This is a genomic window from Janthinobacterium goodfellowi (assembly GCF_051380695.1).
In the GTDB taxonomy this organism is placed as follows: Bacteria; Pseudomonadota; Gammaproteobacteria; order Burkholderiales; family Burkholderiaceae_D; genus Janthinobacterium.
In genome coordinates this window covers 186,510-207,377 of sequence record NZ_JBNYXN010000009.1, presented here as the reverse complement: position 1 = coordinate 207,377, position 20,868 = coordinate 186,510, and the positions used below count along the sequence as shown (strand labels likewise).

General features: G+C 68.2%; 8 protein-coding genes. All 8 read left to right on the top strand.

Annotation, left to right across the window (positions count from 1 at the left end):
* The first annotated feature begins 99 nt into the window (after positions 1–99).
* The 8 genes from ACQ4WQ_RS27015 (at position 100) to ACQ4WQ_RS26980 (ending at position 20,860) form a co-directional block, all read left to right on the top strand.
* Positions 100–762, top strand: a complete 663-nt coding sequence (locus ACQ4WQ_RS27015; RefSeq protein ID WP_436501273.1) for a secretin and TonB N-terminal domain-containing protein — start codon at positions 100–102, stop codon at positions 760–762.
* Entirely contained in the window at positions 729–1,322 is a 594-nt protein-coding gene (locus ACQ4WQ_RS27010; protein WP_326459542.1) for an RNA polymerase sigma factor, read from the top strand. Before ACQ4WQ_RS27015 ends, ACQ4WQ_RS27010 begins: the two co-directional genes overlap by 34 nt.
* Entirely contained in the window at positions 1,315–2,262 is a 948-nt protein-coding gene (locus ACQ4WQ_RS27005) for a FecR family protein (protein ID WP_436501271.1), read from the top strand. Before ACQ4WQ_RS27010 ends, ACQ4WQ_RS27005 begins: the two co-directional genes overlap by 8 nt.
* Before the next feature lie 174 nt (positions 2,263–2,436).
* Positions 2,437–16,092 carry a filamentous hemagglutinin family protein gene (locus tag ACQ4WQ_RS27000; protein ID WP_436501269.1) on the top strand — a complete coding sequence of 4,552 codons (13,656 nt, stop codon included), beginning with the start codon at positions 2,437–2,439 and terminating at the stop codon, positions 16,090–16,092.
* A 141-nt stretch (positions 16,093–16,233) separates the two neighbouring features.
* Entirely contained in the window at positions 16,234–17,871 is a 1,638-nt protein-coding gene (locus ACQ4WQ_RS26995; RefSeq protein ID WP_436501267.1) for a ShlB/FhaC/HecB family hemolysin secretion/activation protein, read from the top strand.
* 56 nt (positions 17,872–17,927) lie between these two features.
* Positions 17,928–19,709: a DUF2341 domain-containing protein gene (locus ACQ4WQ_RS26990; protein ID WP_436501265.1), complete on the top strand. Its 1,782-nt coding sequence runs from the start codon at positions 17,928–17,930 to the stop codon at positions 19,707–19,709.
* A 13-nt stretch (positions 19,710–19,722) separates the two neighbouring features.
* On the top strand, positions 19,723–20,133 hold the full coding sequence (locus tag ACQ4WQ_RS26985) for an ExbD/TolR family protein (protein ID WP_034753784.1): 411 nt from the start codon (positions 19,723–19,725) through the stop codon (positions 20,131–20,133).
* 10 nt (positions 20,134–20,143) lie between these two features.
* Positions 20,144–20,860 (top strand): energy transducer TonB, encoded by a 717-nt coding sequence (locus tag ACQ4WQ_RS26980; protein ID WP_436501263.1) that lies wholly within the window; start codon positions 20,144–20,146, stop codon positions 20,858–20,860.
* Positions 20,861–20,868: the final 8 nt, after the last annotated feature.

The window sequence follows — 20,868 nt, the reverse complement described above, 5'->3', positions numbered from 1 at the left end:
ATGAGCAGGATTTTTCGTTGATTCCCCTGGAAAATGACACTAAGCCACCGCCGCGCCGCAAGGGGCAATGCCCTGTCCGCCTGCTTGCTGATGACATTGATGACATTCATGACATTCGCGCGGCCCGCCGCCAGCGCGGATGGCGCTGACGCCGCCGCGCACGCGACCCTGCGCTTCGACTTGCCCGCCCAGCCGCTCGACGCGGCCCTGGTGGCGTTCGGCGAAGTGACCGGGTATTCCGTGCTCGTCAGCAGCCAACTGGCGGCCGGCAGAATGGCGGCGCCCGTGCGCGGCGACTACACGCCGGCCGAAGCGCTGCAGCGCCTGCTGGCCGGCACGCAACTGGGCGCGCGCTTCAGCGGCAGCAATGCGTTTACCTTGCTGGCGCTGGCCGACGCCCCCGTGGCGCCGGCGCCCGTGCCGGCCGAGACCGCTCCCGCCACCGCACCATTGCAAGGCTATGCGGCCATCCTGCAGCGCTCGCTCACGCGTGCCCTGTGCCGCTTGCATCCGGACGCTTTCGGCCGCTATCGGCTGGCCTTCCAGTTGTGGCTCGATGAACGGGGCAAGGTGCGCGACGTGCACGTGCTGGAAGGGAGCGGCGTGGAACAGCGCGACCGCGCCGTGCTGCAGCGCTTGCGCAGTCTGCTGATGGATGGCGCGCCACCGGCGGGCTTGCCGCAGCCGCTGACGATTTTACTGACGCCGCGGCCCGATCCCGGCGCCGATTGCGCGCCCTACCTGCCGGCCGGGGCGACTTGACGATGTCGGACTTGCTGAAAGCCACCTTGCGCAAGCTGTTCCTGGAACGCTATGGACAGTTTCGCCGCCACCTGCAGCGCCGCCTGGGTTCGGAAGACCTGGCGAACGATGCGTTGCATGAAACATATTTACGAGTGGAAAAGATGACCGCGCCCGAGGCGATCAGCTACCCGTCCGCGTATCTGATGCGCATCGCCATCAACATTGCGGAAGATCAACGCCGCGACAATGCGCGCCTGCTCAGCTTGCCGGACATCGACGACTTGTACGAGATGGCCGACGAGCTGGCCGACCCGGCCCGCACCTTCAGCGCGCGCGCCGAACTGGAAGAACTGGAGCGGGCCTTGCAGGAGTTGCCGAAACGCCGGCGCGCCATCGTCATCGCTGCCCGCGTCGACCAGTTGCCGCACCGCGACATCGCCGAGCGCTTCGGCATTTCCGCCCGCACGGTGGAGAAGGAATTGCGCGCCGGCCTGGAACATTGCTGCGAACGCATGGGACGCGATTTCATCCAGCGCTTCGGTCCCGGGGCGGGAAAAACGTCTAAACATCATGATTGAACAAGCGGAAGACGACATGGGTGTCATCCAGAAGGAAGCGCAGGCGTGGGTCGTGCGCCTGGCCTCGGGCCAGGTCAGCGAACGCGATGCGCAAGTGTTTCGCCACTGGTGCGCGCGCAGCCGCAGGCATGCGACGGCGTTTGCCGAGGCGCGCGCCGTGTGGAGTGCGATGGCGCCGGCCGCGCATGCCGTCAAGCGGGCGCAGGCGCCCGTGAACGTGGCGCGGCGCGCCTGGCTGGGCGCCGGCGTGGCCGCCTCGCTGGGCTTGCTGGTGCTGCGCCCGCCCACGGACCTGTGGCCGGCCGTGGCCGGTCTTGCCGCCGACTACGCCACGGGCACGGGCGAGCAGCGCGAAGTGGCGCTCGATGGCGGCGTGCTGGTGCAGATGAATACGCAGACGCGCCTCGACGCGGCGCCCGTGCAGGACGGCGCCGCGTCGCTGGTGCTGCTGGCGGGCGAGGCGGAATTCCAGGCCGGCTTGCGCGGCGCGGCGCGGGTGCGCGTGCAGGCGGGCGACGGCACCGTGTCGGCCGGCAGCGCCCGCTTCAATATCCGCCTGTTCGGCCAGGAAGTGTGCGTGACCTGCCTGACGGGCCGCCTGCGCGTGGCGCAGGCCGGCAACGATGCGGAACTGGCGCCCGGCCAGCAACTGCGCTACCGGCCCGAGCATTTCGGCATCGCGCGCGCCGTGGCCAAGAGCGACGTCAGCGCGTGGCGCCAGCGCTTGCTGGTGTTCAAGCAAAGCACCCTGGCCGAGGTGGTGGACGAGGTGAACCGCTACCGTCCCGGCAAGCTGATCCTCAATGGCGACGCCTTGAAACACACGCGCGTGCAAGCGAGCTTTTCGCTCGACCGCCTCGACGACGTGATTGCCCTGATCCAGGACGCGTATGGCGCGCGCGTGACGCGGCTGCCGGGCGGTATCGTGCTGTTTGGTTGAGCGCCAAGGCGGTGCGCCAATTATGACATTTTCATGACCTTTTGCAGTCCCGGACCTTGTTGCCTGTCAATGCTGCTGGAAGCCGCGAATCAGTGCCTGCCGCCCGCCCCCGTGCGTGCCGCGCGCCGCCTCGCGATATCGGTCAGCAACGGAACATGAAAAGGGAATGTCGCCATGCAGCGAAGCAAGTCGGTCACGAAACACGCATCCTCCTCCGCCATGGCGGGCAACCGGACCGGTCTTCCGGTGCGATTGAAACCGCTGGCGCTGGCCATCGCCATGCTGCTGCAGGCGGGCGGTGCACAGGCGCAGCAGCCGTTCAGCGGCGCCTGGTTCGCGGGCAAGGGCGCCAATCAGGGCGCGGCCACCGCCACGGGACGCTTGCCGAATGGCCAGCCGGCCACATCGCTGAACAATCCCCTGCTGCAGCAGCAAAAGGCCGAAGGCAAGCTGCAGCAATCGCTGAATAACCTGTTGCTGGCCGCGCGCGGCATCGCCGCCGAGCAGGCGGTGCAGGCGGCCGCGCGCCAGGCGGCGCTGGCGGCGGGCGGCGCGCCCGATGGCCTGGCCAAGGGCGGCTTGCAGGTCGACACGAACAGCCTGACGGCCGGCTGGCTCAATGCCCAGGGACCGGTGCAGACCCAGGCCGACGGCAAGACCGTCGTGAAGGTCGTGCAGACGGATGACAAGGCGATACTGAACTGGGAAAGTTTTAACGTCGGCAAGAACACCAGCTTGCAATTCGAGCAGAAATCGAACTGGTCCGTATTAAACCGCGTCAATGATCCGCTGGCACGCCCCAGCCAGATCCAGGGCCAGATCAAGGCCGACGGCACGGTGATGATCGTCAACCGCAACGGCATCGTGTTTACGGGCAGCAGCCAGGTCGATACGCGCAACCTGGCGGCGGCCGCCATGGGCATGAGCGACAGCCAGTTCAAGAGCGGCCTGTACGGCAAGACGCAGGGCATGGGCGCCGTGCCGACGTTCGCGAATGACTTGCTGCTGGGCCAGAACATCTCCACGCATGGCAAGGCCGAGGCGGACGTCGTCGTCGCCGCCGGCGCGCGCATCGACACGCGCAAGCCGCAGACGGTGACGGAAGGCGGCGGCTACGTGCTGCTGGCCGGCCGCAACGTCGACAATGCGGGCGCCATCACCACGCCGAATGGCCAGACCACCCTGGCCGCCGGCGACGCCATCGTCGTGCGCCCGGGCCAGGGCACGGACAAGAACCAGTATTCGAGCACGCGCGGCAATGAAGTCGAGATGCTGCGCACGGCCGGCAGCGGCGCCGGCGCCGTCGTCAACCGCGGCCTGATCCAGGCGGCCGGCGGCGACATCACGCTGAGCGGCAACACGCTGCGCCAGGACGGCATGCTGCTGTCGAGCACGTCCGTCAACGGACGCGGCGCCATCCATCTGACGGCGGCGGGCGAGGATGCCAAGGTCACCATGGGACGTGGCAGCGTCAGCGCCATTTTTATCGACGACAACGGCGCCACGGCGCTCGACGTGCAGCGCGACACCTTGCTGAAAGATACGGGCAAGGGCACGGACACGCCGTTGGACCGGCGCGACCAGTCGCTGGTGCGCATCGTTTCGGCCGGCAACGTGGAGTTCGAAGGCGATTCGCTGACCCTGGCCACGGGCGGCCAGGTGCTGGTCGATGCGGCCCGCCGCAGCCACGTGGCGCGCGACGCCGCCATCGACGTCTCCGGCGCCGTCGGCGTGAAGGTCGACATGAGCAGCAACAATGTGCTGATCAATGTGCAGGGCAACGAACAGCGCGACGCACCGGGCAGCCGCGACGCGAAATACCTGAACAACAGCGACGTGTGGGTCGACCGCCGCGACCTGGTGCTGGTGCCGGCCGGCACCAACGGCTATGCCACGGACCGCTGGTACACGGCCGGCGGCTTGCTGGAAGTGAGCGGCTACCTGAACACCAGCGGCCACGGCATCGGCGAATGGGCTGCCCAGGGCGGCACCGTCGGCTTTGGCGGCGGCGAAGTGGTGACGCAGGCAGGTTCGCGCATCAACATCGCCGGCGGCTCGCTCGACGTGCAGACGGGCATGGTCAAGCAGACGTGGCTGAAGGGCGCCGACGGCGCCATGTACAAGCTGAGCACGGCGCCGGGCGACAATCTGTACACGGGCCTGTACCGCGGCTATGAAAGCACGCATGCGCGCTGGGGCGCGAACACGACGGAAACTCACGCGAATGCCCTGATCGGCCCGCGCGAGCGCCTGGAAAACGGCTATACGGTGGGCCGCGACGCGGGCCGCCTGATCGTGTCCACGGGCGCGGCCGTGCTGGAAGGCGATATCGATACGTCCGTGTTCCAGGGCGAACGCCAGCAGCGCAAGCGCGATGACGGCATGGATAGCTACAAGCAGGCGCAGACGTCGGCGGCGCGCGCCGGTCAATTGATCGTGGGCAAAATGACGCCCGTCTTCGATACGCGCACGGGCCAGCTGCGCGACAGCCCGCAAGCCGTGCTGGACAAGGTGCAAATCGGCAAGGTAGCGGGCATCGCCGATGGCCAGCTGCTGAGCGATGCCTTGCCGGCCGCGCGCAGCAAGACCCTGCAGCTCGACGCCGACTGGCTCAACGGGCTGGAGCTGGGCGCCCTGAAACTGTATGCCTACGACAGCGTGAGTGTCGACGCCGACCTGCGCGTGGCCGATGGCGGCGATATCGCCCTGCACGCCACCGACGTGGCGATCAAGGCCAACGTGAGCGCGCGCGGCGGCAGCATCGCCGCCGGCGACATCGTCTCGCGTTACCTGGCGGATGCGGGCGCGGTCTGGGCCGATGGCAAGCTGGCGCCGGCCAACCGTCCCACGGGAACGGCCGGCGTGCGCGTGGCGCCCGGCGTGCGTCTCGATGCGCGCGGCCTGTGGAGCAACCTGGAACTCGATCCGGGCGCGGTCGCCGGCTTGCCCTATGTGAATGGCGGCAAGGTCGTACTGAAAAGCTCGGGCGGCATCGACCTGACGGGCGGCAGCGTCATCGACGTCTCGTCCGGCGCGGCCCTGATGGGCAATGGCAGCCTGCAGGGCGGGCGCGGCGGTGACATCACCCTGGCGGTCGACCTGCCGACGGAGAAAGCGCCGACGGGCGCCATGCTCAAGCTCGACGGCGAATTGCGCGGCCATGGCGTGAAAGGCGGCGGACGCCTGGTCATCGACAGCGGCGCGGCCGTCAGCATCGGCGGCAAGCTGCTCGAAGGCGATGTATTGCCAGCCGGCAGCAGTTCGCCGTTGGCCCTGCGCCTGGCCGATGAATTCCTGATCGCCAAGGGCGAGAAGATTCCCTTCGATTTTTCGCTCAGCACCAGCCTGATCAAGCCGGGCCAGGCCTTGAGCAAACCCGTGGTGGTGGATGTGTCGGTGCAGAAACCGCTGGTGCTGGGCGCCGACCTGCTGTTGCCGCCAGGCGCGCACGTCGTCATCGACAACGCGACGTATGTCTGGGCTGGTTCCACCGTTCCAGCCGGCAGCGTGCTGACGGTCATCAATGGCTTGAATCCCGGTTTCGTGGTCTCGGCGGCGGTCTTTCCGCAGGGCTTGCCTATCGTACCGGTGACGACGCAGTACGCGGCGGGCAGCATCGCCACCGAAGAATTGCGCGCACCGCCTGGTCTGGTGCTGCCGGCCGGCATCGTGCTGGGGCGCGACGCGGCCGTCAAGCCGCTGCTGGCGCTGGACGCCAGCCTGTTCCAGAGCGGTTTTGCCGACTACGCCGTCACGGGCCGCGATGGCGTCGTGGTGGTCAAGGATGCGCATATCGATGTCGCCATGCCCGTGCTGCGTTTCAATCCCGCCACGGGCCATACGGTGGCGGGTGGCACCGATCCTGGCGCCGCGCTGGAACGGTGGACGCCGCAGCTGTACCAGGAAGATGCGCGCAAGGCCAGCCTGACGCAGCGCGCCGGCGCCAGCCTGTCGCTGACGGCCGGCAGCCCGCACGTCAAGGGCGCCATGGTGGTGCAGGAGGGTGCCGCCATCAAGGTCGATCCGGGCCGCCAGATCAATCTGACGGGCAATGACCAGATCACCATCGACGGCAAGCTCGAAGCCTGGGGCGGCAAGATCGCCGTCCTGCCAGGCACGTTTGGCACCGGTAATGAGGTGGATGTGCCGAACGGCAAGGGACAAGCCACGTCGATCTGGATCGGCGACAAGGCCGTGCTCGACGTCGCGGGCCGCGCCACGGTCGCCACCGACATGCGGGGCGGGCGCTATGGCCGTGCGGACCAGGGCGGCAGCATCGAAATCGGCGCCCGCTACAAGGCTGACGCTGCCAGCGTCGACGCGGCCGATGCCTTTGTCGTCGTGCGTCCGGGCGCGCTGCTCGACGCCAGCGGCGCGCAAGCGACCCTGGACCTGCCGAACCAGGGCACCGTTAACGTGGCCGGTAACGGCGGTTTGATCTCGCTCAGTTCCTACAACGGCATCTTTGCCGACGGCACCCTGCGCGCCGCGGCCGGTGGCGCCGGTGCGGCCGGCGGCACCCTGGCGCTGGCGCTGGACACGCCCAATTATGGCAAGGTCAACCGCTACAACTTGCAAGGCGACAACGTGGACAACGCGGTGCGCGTGCCGCGCGAAATGCAGCTGGCGCAGGTGCAGGGCGAGAGCGCCTTGCCCGACGACTTGCGCGCCGGCCAGCAGGATGCGGCGCTGCGCTACGGCAGCGCGCGCCTGGGCGCCGACCGCGTGCAGGCGGGCGGTTTCGACAATCTGGCCCTGCACGTGAATGGCATGCTCAGTTTTGACGGCGACGTCAATCTGTCGCTGGGCCAGAGCCTGCGCCTGAGCGCCACCTCGCTGGGCCTGGCGCAGCAGCCTTTGCCCGATGGCCAGGACAAGGCGGCCAGCCTTGCCAGCCAGGTGCGCCTGGCGGCGCCGTACGTGCGCCTGGGGACGGCCGTGCGTGCGCAGAAGGACGACTACATCGTGCCCAATGCCGTGAAAGGCTCGAAGAACCTGGGCAAGGGACGCGGCATGCTGGGCGTGCCGCTGGTGGCCGAGGATTCCCTGCTGCAGATCGATGCGGGCATGCTCGATATCGCGGGCGAGGTCAACATGGGTACGCGCGGCACCATTGCGCAGAGCAGCGGCGCCGACCTGGTGGTCGAGCGCGACGCCTTCGAACAGCTGACCTTGAACAGCCGCGGCGACATGCGCCTGTCGAACAGCGCCGCCCTGTACCAGCCCGGCAATGCCACCCTGGTGGCCGCGCAGATCTACCCGGCCACAGGCGACAGCGGCATGGTCACGGTGGGCCAGAAGAGCGGCATCGACGAGTATGGCAATATCCGCGTCACGCTCGATCCCCTGCGCACGCTCAATATCGGGCGCAGCGGCGACGGCGCCATGCCGAACCAGCCGTTCTCCGTGTTCGGCACCCTGAGCCTGGTTGCACCCACCATCAACCAGCATGGCGTGCTGCGCGCGCCGCTGGGCCAGATCAACCTGGGCGCCGAAGGCTTTGAAGCCAATACGGGCCGCGTCAATCTGTTGCCTGGCAGCCTGACCTCGGTCAGCGCGAAAGGCTTGACGATGCCGTACGGCGGCACGCTCGATGGCTTGAGCTACCTGTATGACGGCAACGATGTCGTGTTCAAGGGCGTGGGCAACGGCCCGGAGATCGCCTTGACGGGCGCCGCCATCGACGTGCAACAAGGCGCCGTGCTCGACATGTCGGGCGGCGGCACCTTGACGGGCGCGGCCTTCCTGGCCGGACGGGGCGGCTCCACCGACGCGCGCCTCAATCCGCTGGTGCAGATGAAGCCGAACGGCGGTTTCACCTTGCCCGGCCTGAACACCAACCCCGTGTACGCCATTCTTCCCGGCGTACAGCCGGACGTGGCGCCTTTGACGGCCGAGCAGGGCGCGGGCAAGCCCGCCGTGGGACGCCAGATCACCATAGCCGCGGGCGTGCCCGGCCTGGCGGCCGGCACCTACACCTTGCTGCCCTCGAATTTCGCCCTGCTGCCCGGCGCCTTCCGCGTGGAACTGAATGGCCTGGCCGGCGCCGTCGAGACGGGCGGCACGATCGCCATGCGCAATGGCTCGTTTGCCACCGCGGCACAGACGGGCGTGGCCGGCACGGCGATCCGCGACGTGGTGGCGCAACAAGCCATCCTGACGCCGGCCGACGTGCTGCGCAGCTATTCGCAATACAATGAAACGGGCTATGCCGCCTTCGCCGTGGCGCAGGCCACGCGCGACGGCGTGCCGCGCGCCGCGCTGGAGCGCGATGCCAAGGGCGTGCGCGTGCAGCTGATCGCCCCGTCCGTGCACAGCGTCGAGAACAACCATACGCCATTGATGATGGATGGCAGCGCCCTGTACGCGCCGGCCGAGGGCGGCTTCGGCGGCTCCCTGCTGCTGGGCACGGGCAACCATGCGTCGACCCGCTACGAGGTGCTGGCCGACGGCACGGCGCCGCTGGCCGATTTCAACGGCGTCTCCGTGCATGCCTCGCAGATCAATGCCTTCGGCGCCCAGCGCGTGGGCATCGGCGGCTTGCCGCGCGTGACTTACAGCGAATTTGGCACGGGCAGCAACCAGCGCGCCAATATTGCCGCCATCAAGGAATCGGCGGGCGGCATCGTGCTGCGCGACGGCGCCGTGCTGAAGGCGGCCGAAGTGTTTCTGGTGACGGCGAGAAAAGACGACGGCATCGTCCTGGAGCAGGGCTCCGGCATCAATACGCTGGGCCGCGGCAAGGCGGCCTGGGATTCCCGCGACGGTTATGTGTACGAGCCCATGGGCAGCGTGCTGGCCATCTCGAACGGCTGGCTGGACATGCTGCCGGCCGCGCCGCCGTCGTCCGAATCGTATGGCCCCGGCATCATCGATATCGGCGCGTGTGCGAAGACGGACGGCGCCTGCGGCGGCAGCACCGCGCTGTATTCCGAGGGCACCATCGCGGCCGTGACGGAGCGCGCGTTTACCCTGCGCGACAACGTGCGCTACGGCACGCGCAACCTGGTGCTGGCGATGGGGTCGATCAATGTGGGCAGCGAGGCGTCCCTGGCGGACGCCAGCGCCCGAGGCGTCCTGCCGGACGGCCTGGCGCTGAACCAGGGCGTGCTCGACCGCCTGCTGCGCGGCGACACCAGCACGGGCGCACCGGCGCTGGAAAACCTGGGTTTGACGGCGCGCAATTCCTTCAACTTCTATGATTCGTCGCAGTTGTCGACCATCGATGCGGCCACGGGCAAGTCGTCGCTGTCGCGCCTGGTGCTCAATACGCCCGCCATCTACGGCTATGGCGGCACGGACGCGCTGGCGCGCATCCACACGGACACCCTCGTGTGGCAGGGCGCGACGAATGCGCCTGGCGCTGTCGTCGCCAATGGCCCCGGCACGGGCAGCGGCCGCCTGCAGGTCGATGCCAAGCGCATCGAGTTCGGCTTCACGCCGGACAGCCGTCCCGACACCATCCACAAGCTGGACCGTCTGGTGCTGGGCTTTGGCCAGGTGGCGCTCAATGCCAGCGAACAGATGACGGCCAACAACAAGGGCAGCCTGTCCGTCTACCAGTCGCAAAGCGCGTGGGATACGGCCACCAATGGCTATCACTACAGCGGCGGCGATTTGCTGATCAACACGCCGCTGTTGACGGGCGCGGCCGGTTCCGTCAACCGCATCACGGCGGGCGGCGACCTCAAGGTGAGCGCACCGGCAGGTGCCGCCGCCACGCAGACGAATGCGGCGCTGGCCGGCGCCCTGGGCGCCGAAGTGGCGCTCAGTGGCAACAATGTCAGCGTGGATACGTCGGTGGTCTTGCCGAGCGGAAAATTGACCCTGTCGGCCGAGCGCGATGTGCTGCTGGGTGACAAGGCCAAGCTGGACCTGGCGGGCCGCAAGATCGATTTCTACGACACCAGCAAGTACAGCTGGGGCGGCGACGTGATCCTCGACAGCCGCGAGGGCGATGTGCGCCAGGCGGCCGCTTCCGTGATCGACGTGTCGGCCGTGAACAACCGCGCCGGCAAGCTCAGCGTGATCGCCACGGGCGACGCGGCCGGCACGGCCGACTTGCGCGGCAGCCTGCTGGGCGGCGCCAGCGGCAGCTATGACGCGGGCGGCACCCTGGTACCGTACGCGGCGGGCGGTCTGGAGCTGCGCGCCCAGCATGTCGGCGACTTCGCCGGCCTGAACCAGCGCCTGAACACGGGCAAGGTATTCGGCAGCCGCAGCTTCCAGCTCAAGCAGGGCAATCTGGCCATCGGCGACGAGCTCAAGGCGCGCGAAGTGAGCGTCTCCGTCGACGGCGGCAGCCTGACGGTGAACGGCCGCATCGACGCCAGCGGCGAACAGGTGGGCAGCATCCGCCTGGCCGGCCGCGACGGCGTGACCATCCAATCGGGCGCCGTGCTCGATGCGCATGGCACGGTGCTGCGCACGGACAGCTATGGCCAGGTGATCGAGGCGCCGAACCGCGCCGTGATCGAACTGGCCGCGCCTGGCGGCCGCCTGACCCTGGAAAACGGCGCGCGTTTCGACCTGCGCAGCGGCGAGGCAGGCAAAGGCGGCGGCAACTACGGCAGCATCGACCTGAACGCGCGCCGCCTCGGCGGCGCCACGGGCGACGATATCGACATCGACGCGGCCGGCGCGCTGAACATCGCCGGCGCGCGCACCGTCAACGTCAACGCCTTCTGGCAATACAAGGATGCCCCGGCCGGTGCCGGCAAGGATGCGGACGGCCGCAGCTACCAGAGCATCAACCAGGCTTACCTGGACGAAAAGCACGGGGACAGCCAGGCCTTCATGGTCAATGCGCTGGCGAACGGCAACTTGATGAACAACAAATTGCGCGGCTTGCGCGGCGATGCCAACGCCTTCCACCTGCGTCCCGGTGTCGAGATCGTCAGCGCCACGCCGGGCGGCGACCTGCATATCGATGGCGACATCGACCTGTCCGGCCACCGCTACGACGGCGTCAATCCGCTGGCGCGCCTGAGCGGCGTGTACGGCTCGGGCGAGGCCGGTGCGCTGGTGCTGCGCGCCGGTGGCAAGCTCAGCGTCTTTGGCAGCATCACCGATGGTTTCGATACCAGCGTCCTGCCCGTCACGATGGATGACAAGGGCTGGCAACTGGTGAAAGGCCGGCTGCCGTGGGGCGGCGAGGTCGTCGTGCCGCAGGCGGGCCTGGTGACCCTGGCCGAAAACACGTACTTCAAATCGGGCACGAGCGTCAATTTCGCCGTGCCGATGAAAGCCATGGAGTTGCGCAGCGGCACCTTGCTGGCGGCGCGCGCCACCTTGACGGCGGAGTTGAACTTGCCTGCAGGCAGCGTGCTGGGCGGCGCCGTGCGCAATGCCGACGGCAGCGTGCTGTACGCGGCCGGCACCGTCTTGCCCAAGGCGTTGACCTTATCGAGCGGGATGCAGCTCGATGCCGGCCTGCGCCTGCCTGGCGCGGCCCGGGTGGCGGCCATGGTGTGGCCGGCCAACGTGGCCCTGCCTTTCCCGGAAGGCCGGCCGTGGGACGTGGCCGATAGCACGAATGCCGTCAATGGCGTGGTGCTGGCCTCGGCGCTGGCGCTGGACAAGGGCAGCGTGCTGCCTGCCGGCACGGTGGTCAGGCTGCCGGGCGACGTCACCATGGTGTCGCTGCGCAGCGCGGATGGCAGTGGAAGCCAGGGCCGCAACCTGGCGCTGGCGCCCATGCTGGCCCAGGGTTCGCAAGCGTGGTCGCTGCGCCTGGTGGGCGGCGCCGATACGGCGGCGGCCGACACGCGCGCGTTGAAACCGCATGCGAAGGATGCGCATCTGATGCTGGCCGATACGCATTACGGCATGGCCACTGTCCGCGAGTTAGTTCCAGGCACTGGCTTGCCCGCAAAGTATGAATGGGGCGAAGATGCCGGCCTGTTTGGCGAGATACCGGGCACGCCGATCGACCTGGCTTTCTTTCCCGACGAAGAAGCGCTGCTTGGCTTCAATGAATATGGCGCAATCGTCGTCAAGATTCAGGATGGCACGGAGCCTGAATACGTGCACGTGACTGCGCCGGCGCGCCAGCCCCTGTTCAGCGTGCTGCGCACGGGCACGGGCGACCTCGATTTGCTCGCTGCGGGCGACTTCGACATGCGTTCGCTGTATGGCGTCTACACGGCGGGCACGCAGTCGGCCTCGCCGCTGGTCGATGGCAAGGATCTGTTCAACCTGCCGCGCGGCCTGAACGCCGAGGGCCATCTGCTCGGTGCGCTGGGCACGGACTTTACGCCGTTTGTCGATGGCGGCAGCCAGAGCCTGTACCGCGCCTGGTATCCCGAGCATGGCGGCAATCTGCTGCTGCGCGCCCAGGGCGACGTCAAGGGCGATACGCTGGGCACCTCCACGCAACGCCGCGAGGATGCCATCGGCTGGCTGCGCGCGCAGCAGGACACCAGCGACATCGGCACCTGGCTGTGGCGCCAGGGCAGCGGCAGCACGGGCGGCGGCGTGCCGACGGCATGGTGGATCAATTTCGGCACCTATGTCGCGCGTCCCGAAGGCGTCGACCTGTTCTCGGGCTTGCCGGGGCTGTCGGGCTTTACGGGCATCGGCACCCTGGGCGGCGGCAATCTGCTGCTGCAGGCGGGCGGCGACGCCGGCATGCTGGCCTCGCGCGCCGATCCGGGCGGCGAGTTCGCGCCGCGCAGCCAGGGCCTGAACGTGGCCGTGGGCAGCACGGGCAGGGTGACGCCGGACGGCAAGCTGCTGCTGACGGGCGGCGGCGACCTCGATATCCGCATCGGCGGCGGGCTGAACCCCGTGGCCGAGGTGCGCAGCTTCGACAGCAATAGCGACCGTCCTAACCCGAACACGCGTTTCGAACGCCAGGTGCCTGGCCTGAACAGCACGCTCACCAACCTGCGCGGCGCGCTGCGCCTGGAAGCGGGCGCCGTGGGCGGCATCGAATTGCGCTTCGACCGCGCCGATCCGACGGAATCGCGGCCGTATGAAACCTACACGGCGGGCACGGCGATCGCCAGCGGCGGGCCGATCCTGGTGCCGGGCGACAGCGGCGTGCGCATCGATGCGCGCGGCGACGTGGTGCTGGGCGGCGTGGCCGATGCGGGCCGTGTGAAGCAACTGGGCTATGGTTCGCCGTTCAGCTACCAGGGCGTGGAGCGCACCGGCGAAGGCTGGAGCTGGTTCTCGCTGTGGACGCCGGCCACGGCCATCGACCTGTTCAGCGCGGGCGGCAACCTGACGCCCACCTCGTCCTGGATCAATGCGACGCCCGGCGACAACCACGCGCCGACGGACGGGCGCTTCGTCATGCCGTCCGTGCTGCGCGCCGTGGCCGCCAGCGGCAGCTTGTACTACGGCAATGCCAGCCTGGGCAGGCTGGGTGGTGATGGCGGCAAGGTGGACATGCCGCAAAACGGCGTGATCCTGGCGCCGTCGCCGGTGGCGCCGCAATTTGTCAGGACGGGCACGGGCCAGCTGGAAATGCTGGCCGCCGACTCCATCCATGCGGCCGGTTATCCGATCACGCCATCGGGCGCCGACCCGCGCATGCTGCCGAATCCGTTCAATCCGGGCTTCGTCGGCGCCCTGGACAAGGTCTGGTTCGGCCTGCTGCCGCTGCATAACGTCAGCGCCGATGCGCTGGCGCCGGGGGCATTGAAATGGTTTGGTACGACGTCGAATGGCGCCAGCGATGCCAATCAGCAATTGTATCCGCTGTTCAGCATGACGCCGCCGACGGTCTCCGACTATGTGCCGGCAGGCCAGCTGCCCGCGCATTTCTATGCCAACAGCGGCGACATCGTCGGCCTGCGCACGGGCGGCATCGTGTACCGGGGCAACCTGAAAGGCGTCAGCGGCGCCCTGGGCCTGTGGTACGAGGGCGGCGGCGCCGTGGCCGTGCGTGCCGGACGCGACATCGTCAACTCCGGCACGCCGCTCGGCAACGTCGAGAGCGTGCCGGACGGCGCGGCCGGATGGACCAGCCAGCCCTTTGCCAACAGTCCCGAGCTGCCGGAAAAGCCGGTCGTCTCGGGCGGCTCTTCCGCGCGCGGCAATCTGTTCGTGCACCGCCATGCCGATGACGTTTCCGTCGTCAGCGCCGGGCGCGATATCCGCTACAGCACCTTCTATGTGGCGGGGCCGGGCCAGCTCAATGTGAGCGCCGGACGCGACCTGTACATGGCCGACAAGGGCGAGCTGCGCAGCCTCGGCTCCATCGTCAATGTCGGCCAGGACAAGCGCGGCGATGGCGCCGGCATCAGCGTGGCCGCCGGCGTGGGCCGCAACGGTCCCGACTATGCGGCCTTCGCGGCGCGCTACCTGGACCCGGCCAAGCTGGCCGACCCGGGCCGTCCGCTGGCCGACCAGGCCGGCAGCGCCGTGTACGTCTACGGCGGCAAGCTGACCCTGGCCGACTGGCTGCGCGGCCAGTTCGGCTACAAAGGCGACGAGGCGGGCGCTGCCGCCTTCCTCGGCACGAAACAGGCGGAGCTGGAGAAAGCCGGGCAGCAAAACGGCGGCGTGCGGTGCGACCTGGCGCGCGAATACGCGCAGGTCAGCCAGCTGCACCTGGTGAACTGGCTGACGACGCGCTTTGGCGGCGACAGCGGCCTGGGCATCCGTTACGACCCGGCCACCGATGCGCGCAGCTTCTTTGCCGCCTTGCCGAAGGAACAGCAGCAGGTCTACCTGAGCAATGTCTACTTTGCCGAACTGAAGGCGGCCGGGCGTGAGTACAACGATCCGGACGGCGTGCGCCGCGGCAGCTATCTGCGCGGCCGCGAAGCCATCGCCACCCTCTTCCCGGCGCAGGACAAGGCGGGCAAGAAGATCGAGTACAAGGGCGACCTGACGATGTTCAGCAGCGCGCTGTACACGGTCAACGACTACGACGGCATCTATACCAAGCGGCCGGTCGCGGGCGTGCGCTACCTGAGTCCGCAGGAATGGGCCGAGGTGGGGCGTCCGACCGTCAACGTGCCGCACGTGATCGTCAACGATGCGGGCATCCACACGGATTTCGGCGGCGACATCGGCATCACGGTGCCGGGCGGCCGCGCGCTGATCGGCGTCGATGGCGGCTATGCGCCGGGCGAAGGCTCGGGCGTGCTGACGCAGGGGGCGGGCGACATCCAGATGTATGCGAAAGACAGCATCCTGCTGGGCCAGAGCCGCATCTTCACCACCTTCGGCGGCAACATCCTGGCCTGGTCGGCCACGGGCGACATCAACGCGGGCCGCGGCACCAAGTCCACCGTCGTCTACACGCCGCAGCGCCGCGCCTACGACAGCATCGGCCTGGTCAGCCTGTCGCCGAGCACGCCGACGACGGGTGCCGGCATCGCCACCCTGAACCCGATTCCGGAGGTGCCGCCCGGCGACATCGACCTGATCGCCCCGCTGGGCACCATCGACGCGGGCGAGGCGGGCATCCGCGTGTCGGGCAACGTCAACCTGGCGGCCCTGCAGGTGGTGAATGCGGAAAACATCCAGGTGCAGGGCAAGTCGGCGGGCATGCCAACCATTGCCTCGGTGAACGTGGGAGCACTGAGCAACGCCAGCGCGGCGGCCACGCAAGCCGTGACGGCGGCGCAGGATGTGCTGCAGCGCGAACGGGCCGCCACGCGCCAGGCGCAGCCATCGCTGTTCACGGTGAAGGTGCTGGGCTTTGGCAACGAGCAGGCGGACGAGGATGGTGTCGGCAAGCACAAGGGGGGCGAGCCGCAGGCGTCCAGCTACCAGCCGGCCGGCGTGGTGCAGGTGCTGGGCGCGGGACCGTTGACGGCGCCGCAGCTGCAGGCGCTCACGCCGAACGAGCGGCGCGGACTGCAACCGTGAGATTTATGAACATTTGATGACATTCGGCAGTCGCCGCGCGCGGCGGCTGTCTAGGCATCAGTAGATCAGCATTAGCAGCAAAAAAACGCCGGCCCAGCGCCGCAACACAGGGCAACCGTTTGATTTTAAGGTGAATGGAAGATGCGTGAGATGAGAAAACAGGGCAAGGGGGCAGCACCCGCGGCACCCGCGACCGCCTTGACGATGCTGTGCCTGGCCATGCTGGCGCTGCCCGGCATGGCGCGCGCGCAGGACGCGGTCCCGGCGGCCGCTGCCGTGGCCGCGCCGGAACGGCAAGTGACGATCGAGGAATACCTGGTGCGCGGCAATACCGTGCTCGACGCCCGCGCCATCGAAGCGGCGGTCACGCCCTTCCTGGGGCCGGGCCGCACCCTGAAGGACGTGGAAGGGGCGCGCGACGCCCTCGTTGCGGCATATCAAGCCCGGGGCTACCAGTCCGTCTATGTGGACTTGCCGGAGCAGCAGGTGGAGCAGGGCGTGGTGGTGCTGCAGGTGAGCGAAACCAAGGTGGGCCGCCTGCGCGTGGTCGGCGCGCAATACAACTCGCCTCTCGACGTGCGCCAGCAAGTACCGGCCCTGACGGAAGGCACGGTGCCCGATTTTACCCAGGCGCAAGTGGAGCTGACGGCCCTGAACCGCGGTCCCAAGCGCCAGGTGATGCCGCTGGTCAAGCAGGGCAGCCTGCCCGGCACCATGGACGTGGACCTGAAAGTGGACGACAGCAGCCCGTGGCGCGCCAGCGTGGGCCTGAACAACGATTACAGCGCCGACACGAAGAAGCTGCGCACCAGCATGTCGGTCGGCCACGACAATCTGTGGCAGATGGGGCATAGCGCCACCATCAGCTTTTTCGGCACGCCGGGCGACCTGAACCAGACCAAGGTGTGGTCCGCCTCGTACGTGGCGCCCATCGGCACGCAGGGCTGGAGCGTGGAAGCGACGGGCTACCAGTCGAACAGCAACGTGGCCAGCACGGGCGGCACCAGCGTGCTGGGCAAGGGCCATGCGCTGGGCATGAAGCTCAACTACACGGTGCCCAACAGCGGCATCTGGTGGCACAGTTTTTCTGCCGGCATCGACTTCAAGGATAACCAGGAAGCGCTCAAGCTCAATGGCACGGGCAGCAGCGTTCCCCTGAAGTATGTGCCGCTGAGCGTGTCGTATAACGGCTTTGCGCAGACGGAGGCGGCGACGTATGGCCTGGGCCTGTCCCTGGTGGCCGGCACGCGCGCCGCGTTCGGCTATGGCAGCGACAGCGCCGCCTACGACAACAAGCGCTACAAGGCCTCGCCCAGCTTCCTCGTACTCAAGGGCGACGGCAACGCCACCTATACCCTGGGCAGCGGCGCGCAGCTGCATGGGCGCATGTCGGGCCAGCTGGCCGATGCGGCGCTCGTGTCGGGCGAGCAGATGGCCGCCGGCGGCGCCAATTCCGTGCGCGGCTACCTGTCGGCCGAAGCGACGGGCGACTACGGCGTGTCCGGCACCGTCGAATGGCGCACGCCCCAGCTGACGTATTTCAGCCGCCTGGAAAACTGGCGTTTATTCGCCTTTGCCGATGGCGCGCGCCTGCGCCTGCGCGATCCGATGATCGAGCAGAAAGACCTGTTCGGCCTGGCGTCCGTGGGCGTGGGCAGCAGCTTCCAGTTCCTGCGCTACCTGAATGGCCGCATCGATTTTTCGTATCCGTTGCGCGATGGCCCGCGCACGCACAAACACGTGCGCCGCATCAATTTCAACCTGTCGGCCAGCTACTGACGGGCCAGCTCAACAGCACTGCACTTTTTTAGACTTTTCTTCGGAGAATCACTGTCATGCAACGTTTTCTTTTTCTGCTCACGATCCTGGGCACGCTTGTTCCCGGCCTGGCGCATGCCTGGTGGCAGCCCGACTGGGCTTACCGCAAACCCGTCACCGTCGATGCCGGCCCGAAGGCGGGCGCCGTCGGCGGCGATCCCGGCCGCATCCCCGTGCTGCTGCGCTTGCATTCGGGTAACTTCAACTTCGAAGGCGTCAGCGACAACGGCGCCGACCTGCGCTTCGTGGCGGGCGACGATAAAACGGTGCTGAACCACCAGATCGAACAGTTCAATCCGCTGCTGGGCATCGCCCTGATCTGGGTCGACGTGCCGGCCCTGACGGCCGGTACGCCGCAGCAGCTGTGGATGTACTACGGCAATCCGAAGGCGCCCGCCTCCGGCAATGGCCAGCGTACGTTTGATCCCGATTACAGCCTCGTGTACCACTTCAGCGAGCCTGGCGTGCCCTCGCGCGACAGCACCGCCTACGGCAACCATGCCCAGACGGCCGTGCCGGCGCTCGACGGTGCCGTCATCGGCGCCGGCGCCCGCCTGGGCACGACGCCATTGATGCTGCCCGCCTCGCCTTCGCTGGCGCTGGCCGCCGGCGCGCCGTTCACTTTTTCCGCCTGGGTGCGTCCGGACAGCCTGGGCGCCCAGCAAGTGCTGTACGCGCGCCGCGACGGCGCCAATGAATTGCTGATCGGCGTGGACCAGGGCGTGCCCTTCGTGCAGGTCAACGGCCAGCGCAGCAAGCCGGGCCAGCCGATCCAGGCAGCGCAATGGTCGCACCTGGCCGTCAAGGCCGATAAAGCCAACGTGGCTCTGTACGTGGGCGGCCGTCCGGCCGTCTCGCTGGCCACCGCCCTGCCGGCCTTTACGACGGCCGCTTCGGTGGGCGCCGATGCGCCGCCGGTCGCCGCCGGCGCCGCCGCCCTGGCCAACTTCACGGGCGCCATCGACGAGCTGCGCCTGTCGCGCACGGCCCGTCCCGACGCCCTGCTGCTGGCCGACGCCGTTTCGCAAGGTTCCGAATCGCGCCTGGCCGTGTTTGGCGCCGACGAACAGCAGGCCGGCAAAAGCCATTTCGGCTTCATCATCGCCGCCATGCCGCTCGACGCCTGGATCGTCGTCGGCGTGCTGGGCCTGATGATGGTCTTGTCGTGGATCATCATGATCGGCAAGGGCCGCAGCTATGGCGCCATCTCGCGCGCCAATGCGCAATTCATGCAATCGTTCCACGAAGCGGCCGGCGCGCCGCTCGACCACCTGGCGCGCAACGGCAAGCTGAGCGCTTCCGTGAAGACGGATTCCTCGCTGTGGCGCCTGTATGACGTGGCCATCGACGAGATGCGCCGCCGCCACGACCGCGGCTACGATCTGAACGCCGTGTCGAACGCGACCATCGGCGCCATCCGCGCCGCCATGGATGGCGTGATGGTGCGCGAAAGCGAGCGCATGTCGAAACGCATGATCTGGCTGTCGACCACCATCGAAGGCGCGCCGTACGTCGGCCTGTTCGGTACCGTGATCGGCATCATGCTGGTGTTCGTCGTGGCGGCCATGGCCGGCGCCGTGGACATCAACTCGGTGGCGCCGGGCATGGCGGCAGCGCTGCTGTGTACGGCTGCTGGCCTGGGCGTGGCGATTCCCGCGCTGTTCGGCTACAACTGGCTGTCGTCGCGTTCGGACGCCATCGTCGCCGACATGGCCGTCTTCGTCGATGAATTTGCCACGCGCCTGGCTGAAGAGCAGGGCGACGGACGCCAGATGCGTCCCGTGCTGCAGCAGGCGTGAGGGGCGCATAACCATGGCCACCTCCGCCAAGTTTACCCCCCGCAAGCGTAGCGGCGGCATCAACATCACGCCCTTCGTCGACGTGCTGCTGGTGGTGCTGGTGATTTTCATTCTGACCAGCAACGCCAGCATTCCTGGCATCAAGGTCGACCTGCCCAAGGCCAGCTCGGCCATGGCGCTGGAAAAGCCGAAGACCAAGGCCATCACCATTGACAATGCGGGCCAGGTCTTCCTCGATGCCTATCCCGTCACCCTGCCCGAGCTGGAAGAGCGCTTGCGCACGGAAAAAGCCCTGACGCCCGACTTCCCCGTGATCGTGCGCGGCGACGCCGCCGTGCAATACGCGAAAGTGGTCGAAGTGCTGGACTTGCTGCGCCGCATAGACCTGAACCAGGTGGGTCTGGTGACCGGCAAGCCGGCATGAGGAGCGCAAGTTGAAGCGTGACGACATGATGAAGATGGCTGCCTCGGAACCGTCGGGCGCAGCGCAGTGGTGGCGCCGCTGGGGCGGCGTGGCCGGCGGCGCGCTGCTGGCCGGTGCGCTGGCCGCGCTGGTCTGGTATTTGCTGTCGGACACGGCGGCCACCAAGCGCGAAGTGGCGGCCCCGCCGATGCTGATGCTGCCACCGCCGCCACCGCCGCCGCCGGAACCGGAAAAATTGCCGGAACCGACACCCGACAAGGTCGTGCCGGAAGTGTCCGAGCCGGAACCGACGCCGGCCGACAAGCCCATGGATGACGCGCCGGAAAGCCCGTCGCCGGACAAGGGCGACCCCGTCACCATCGACGGCGCGGCGCAGGCCGGCAGCGACGCGTTCGGCATCCAGGCCGGGCGCGGCGGCGGCATGACGGGCGGCGGCGGTGGCGGCGGACTCGGTGCGGGATCGTACGGCCGCTATGTGGCCAACGCGCTGCAGCTGGCGTTCGCCCGCGACCCGCGCACGCGCCAGCTGGCGTTTGCCGACATCCGCGTCGACCTATGGCTCGATACGGAAGGCCGGACGTCGAAGGTCCACCTTGTGCAAGGCACGGGCAATGCGCAGACGGATGAGCAAGTGCTGGCCATGGTGCGCGACTTCCGCGCCGATGAGCGGCCGCCGGCGTCCCTGCGTTTTCCCGCGCGAGTATCGATCAAGGGCCGCCGGCCGTAGTGCCCACA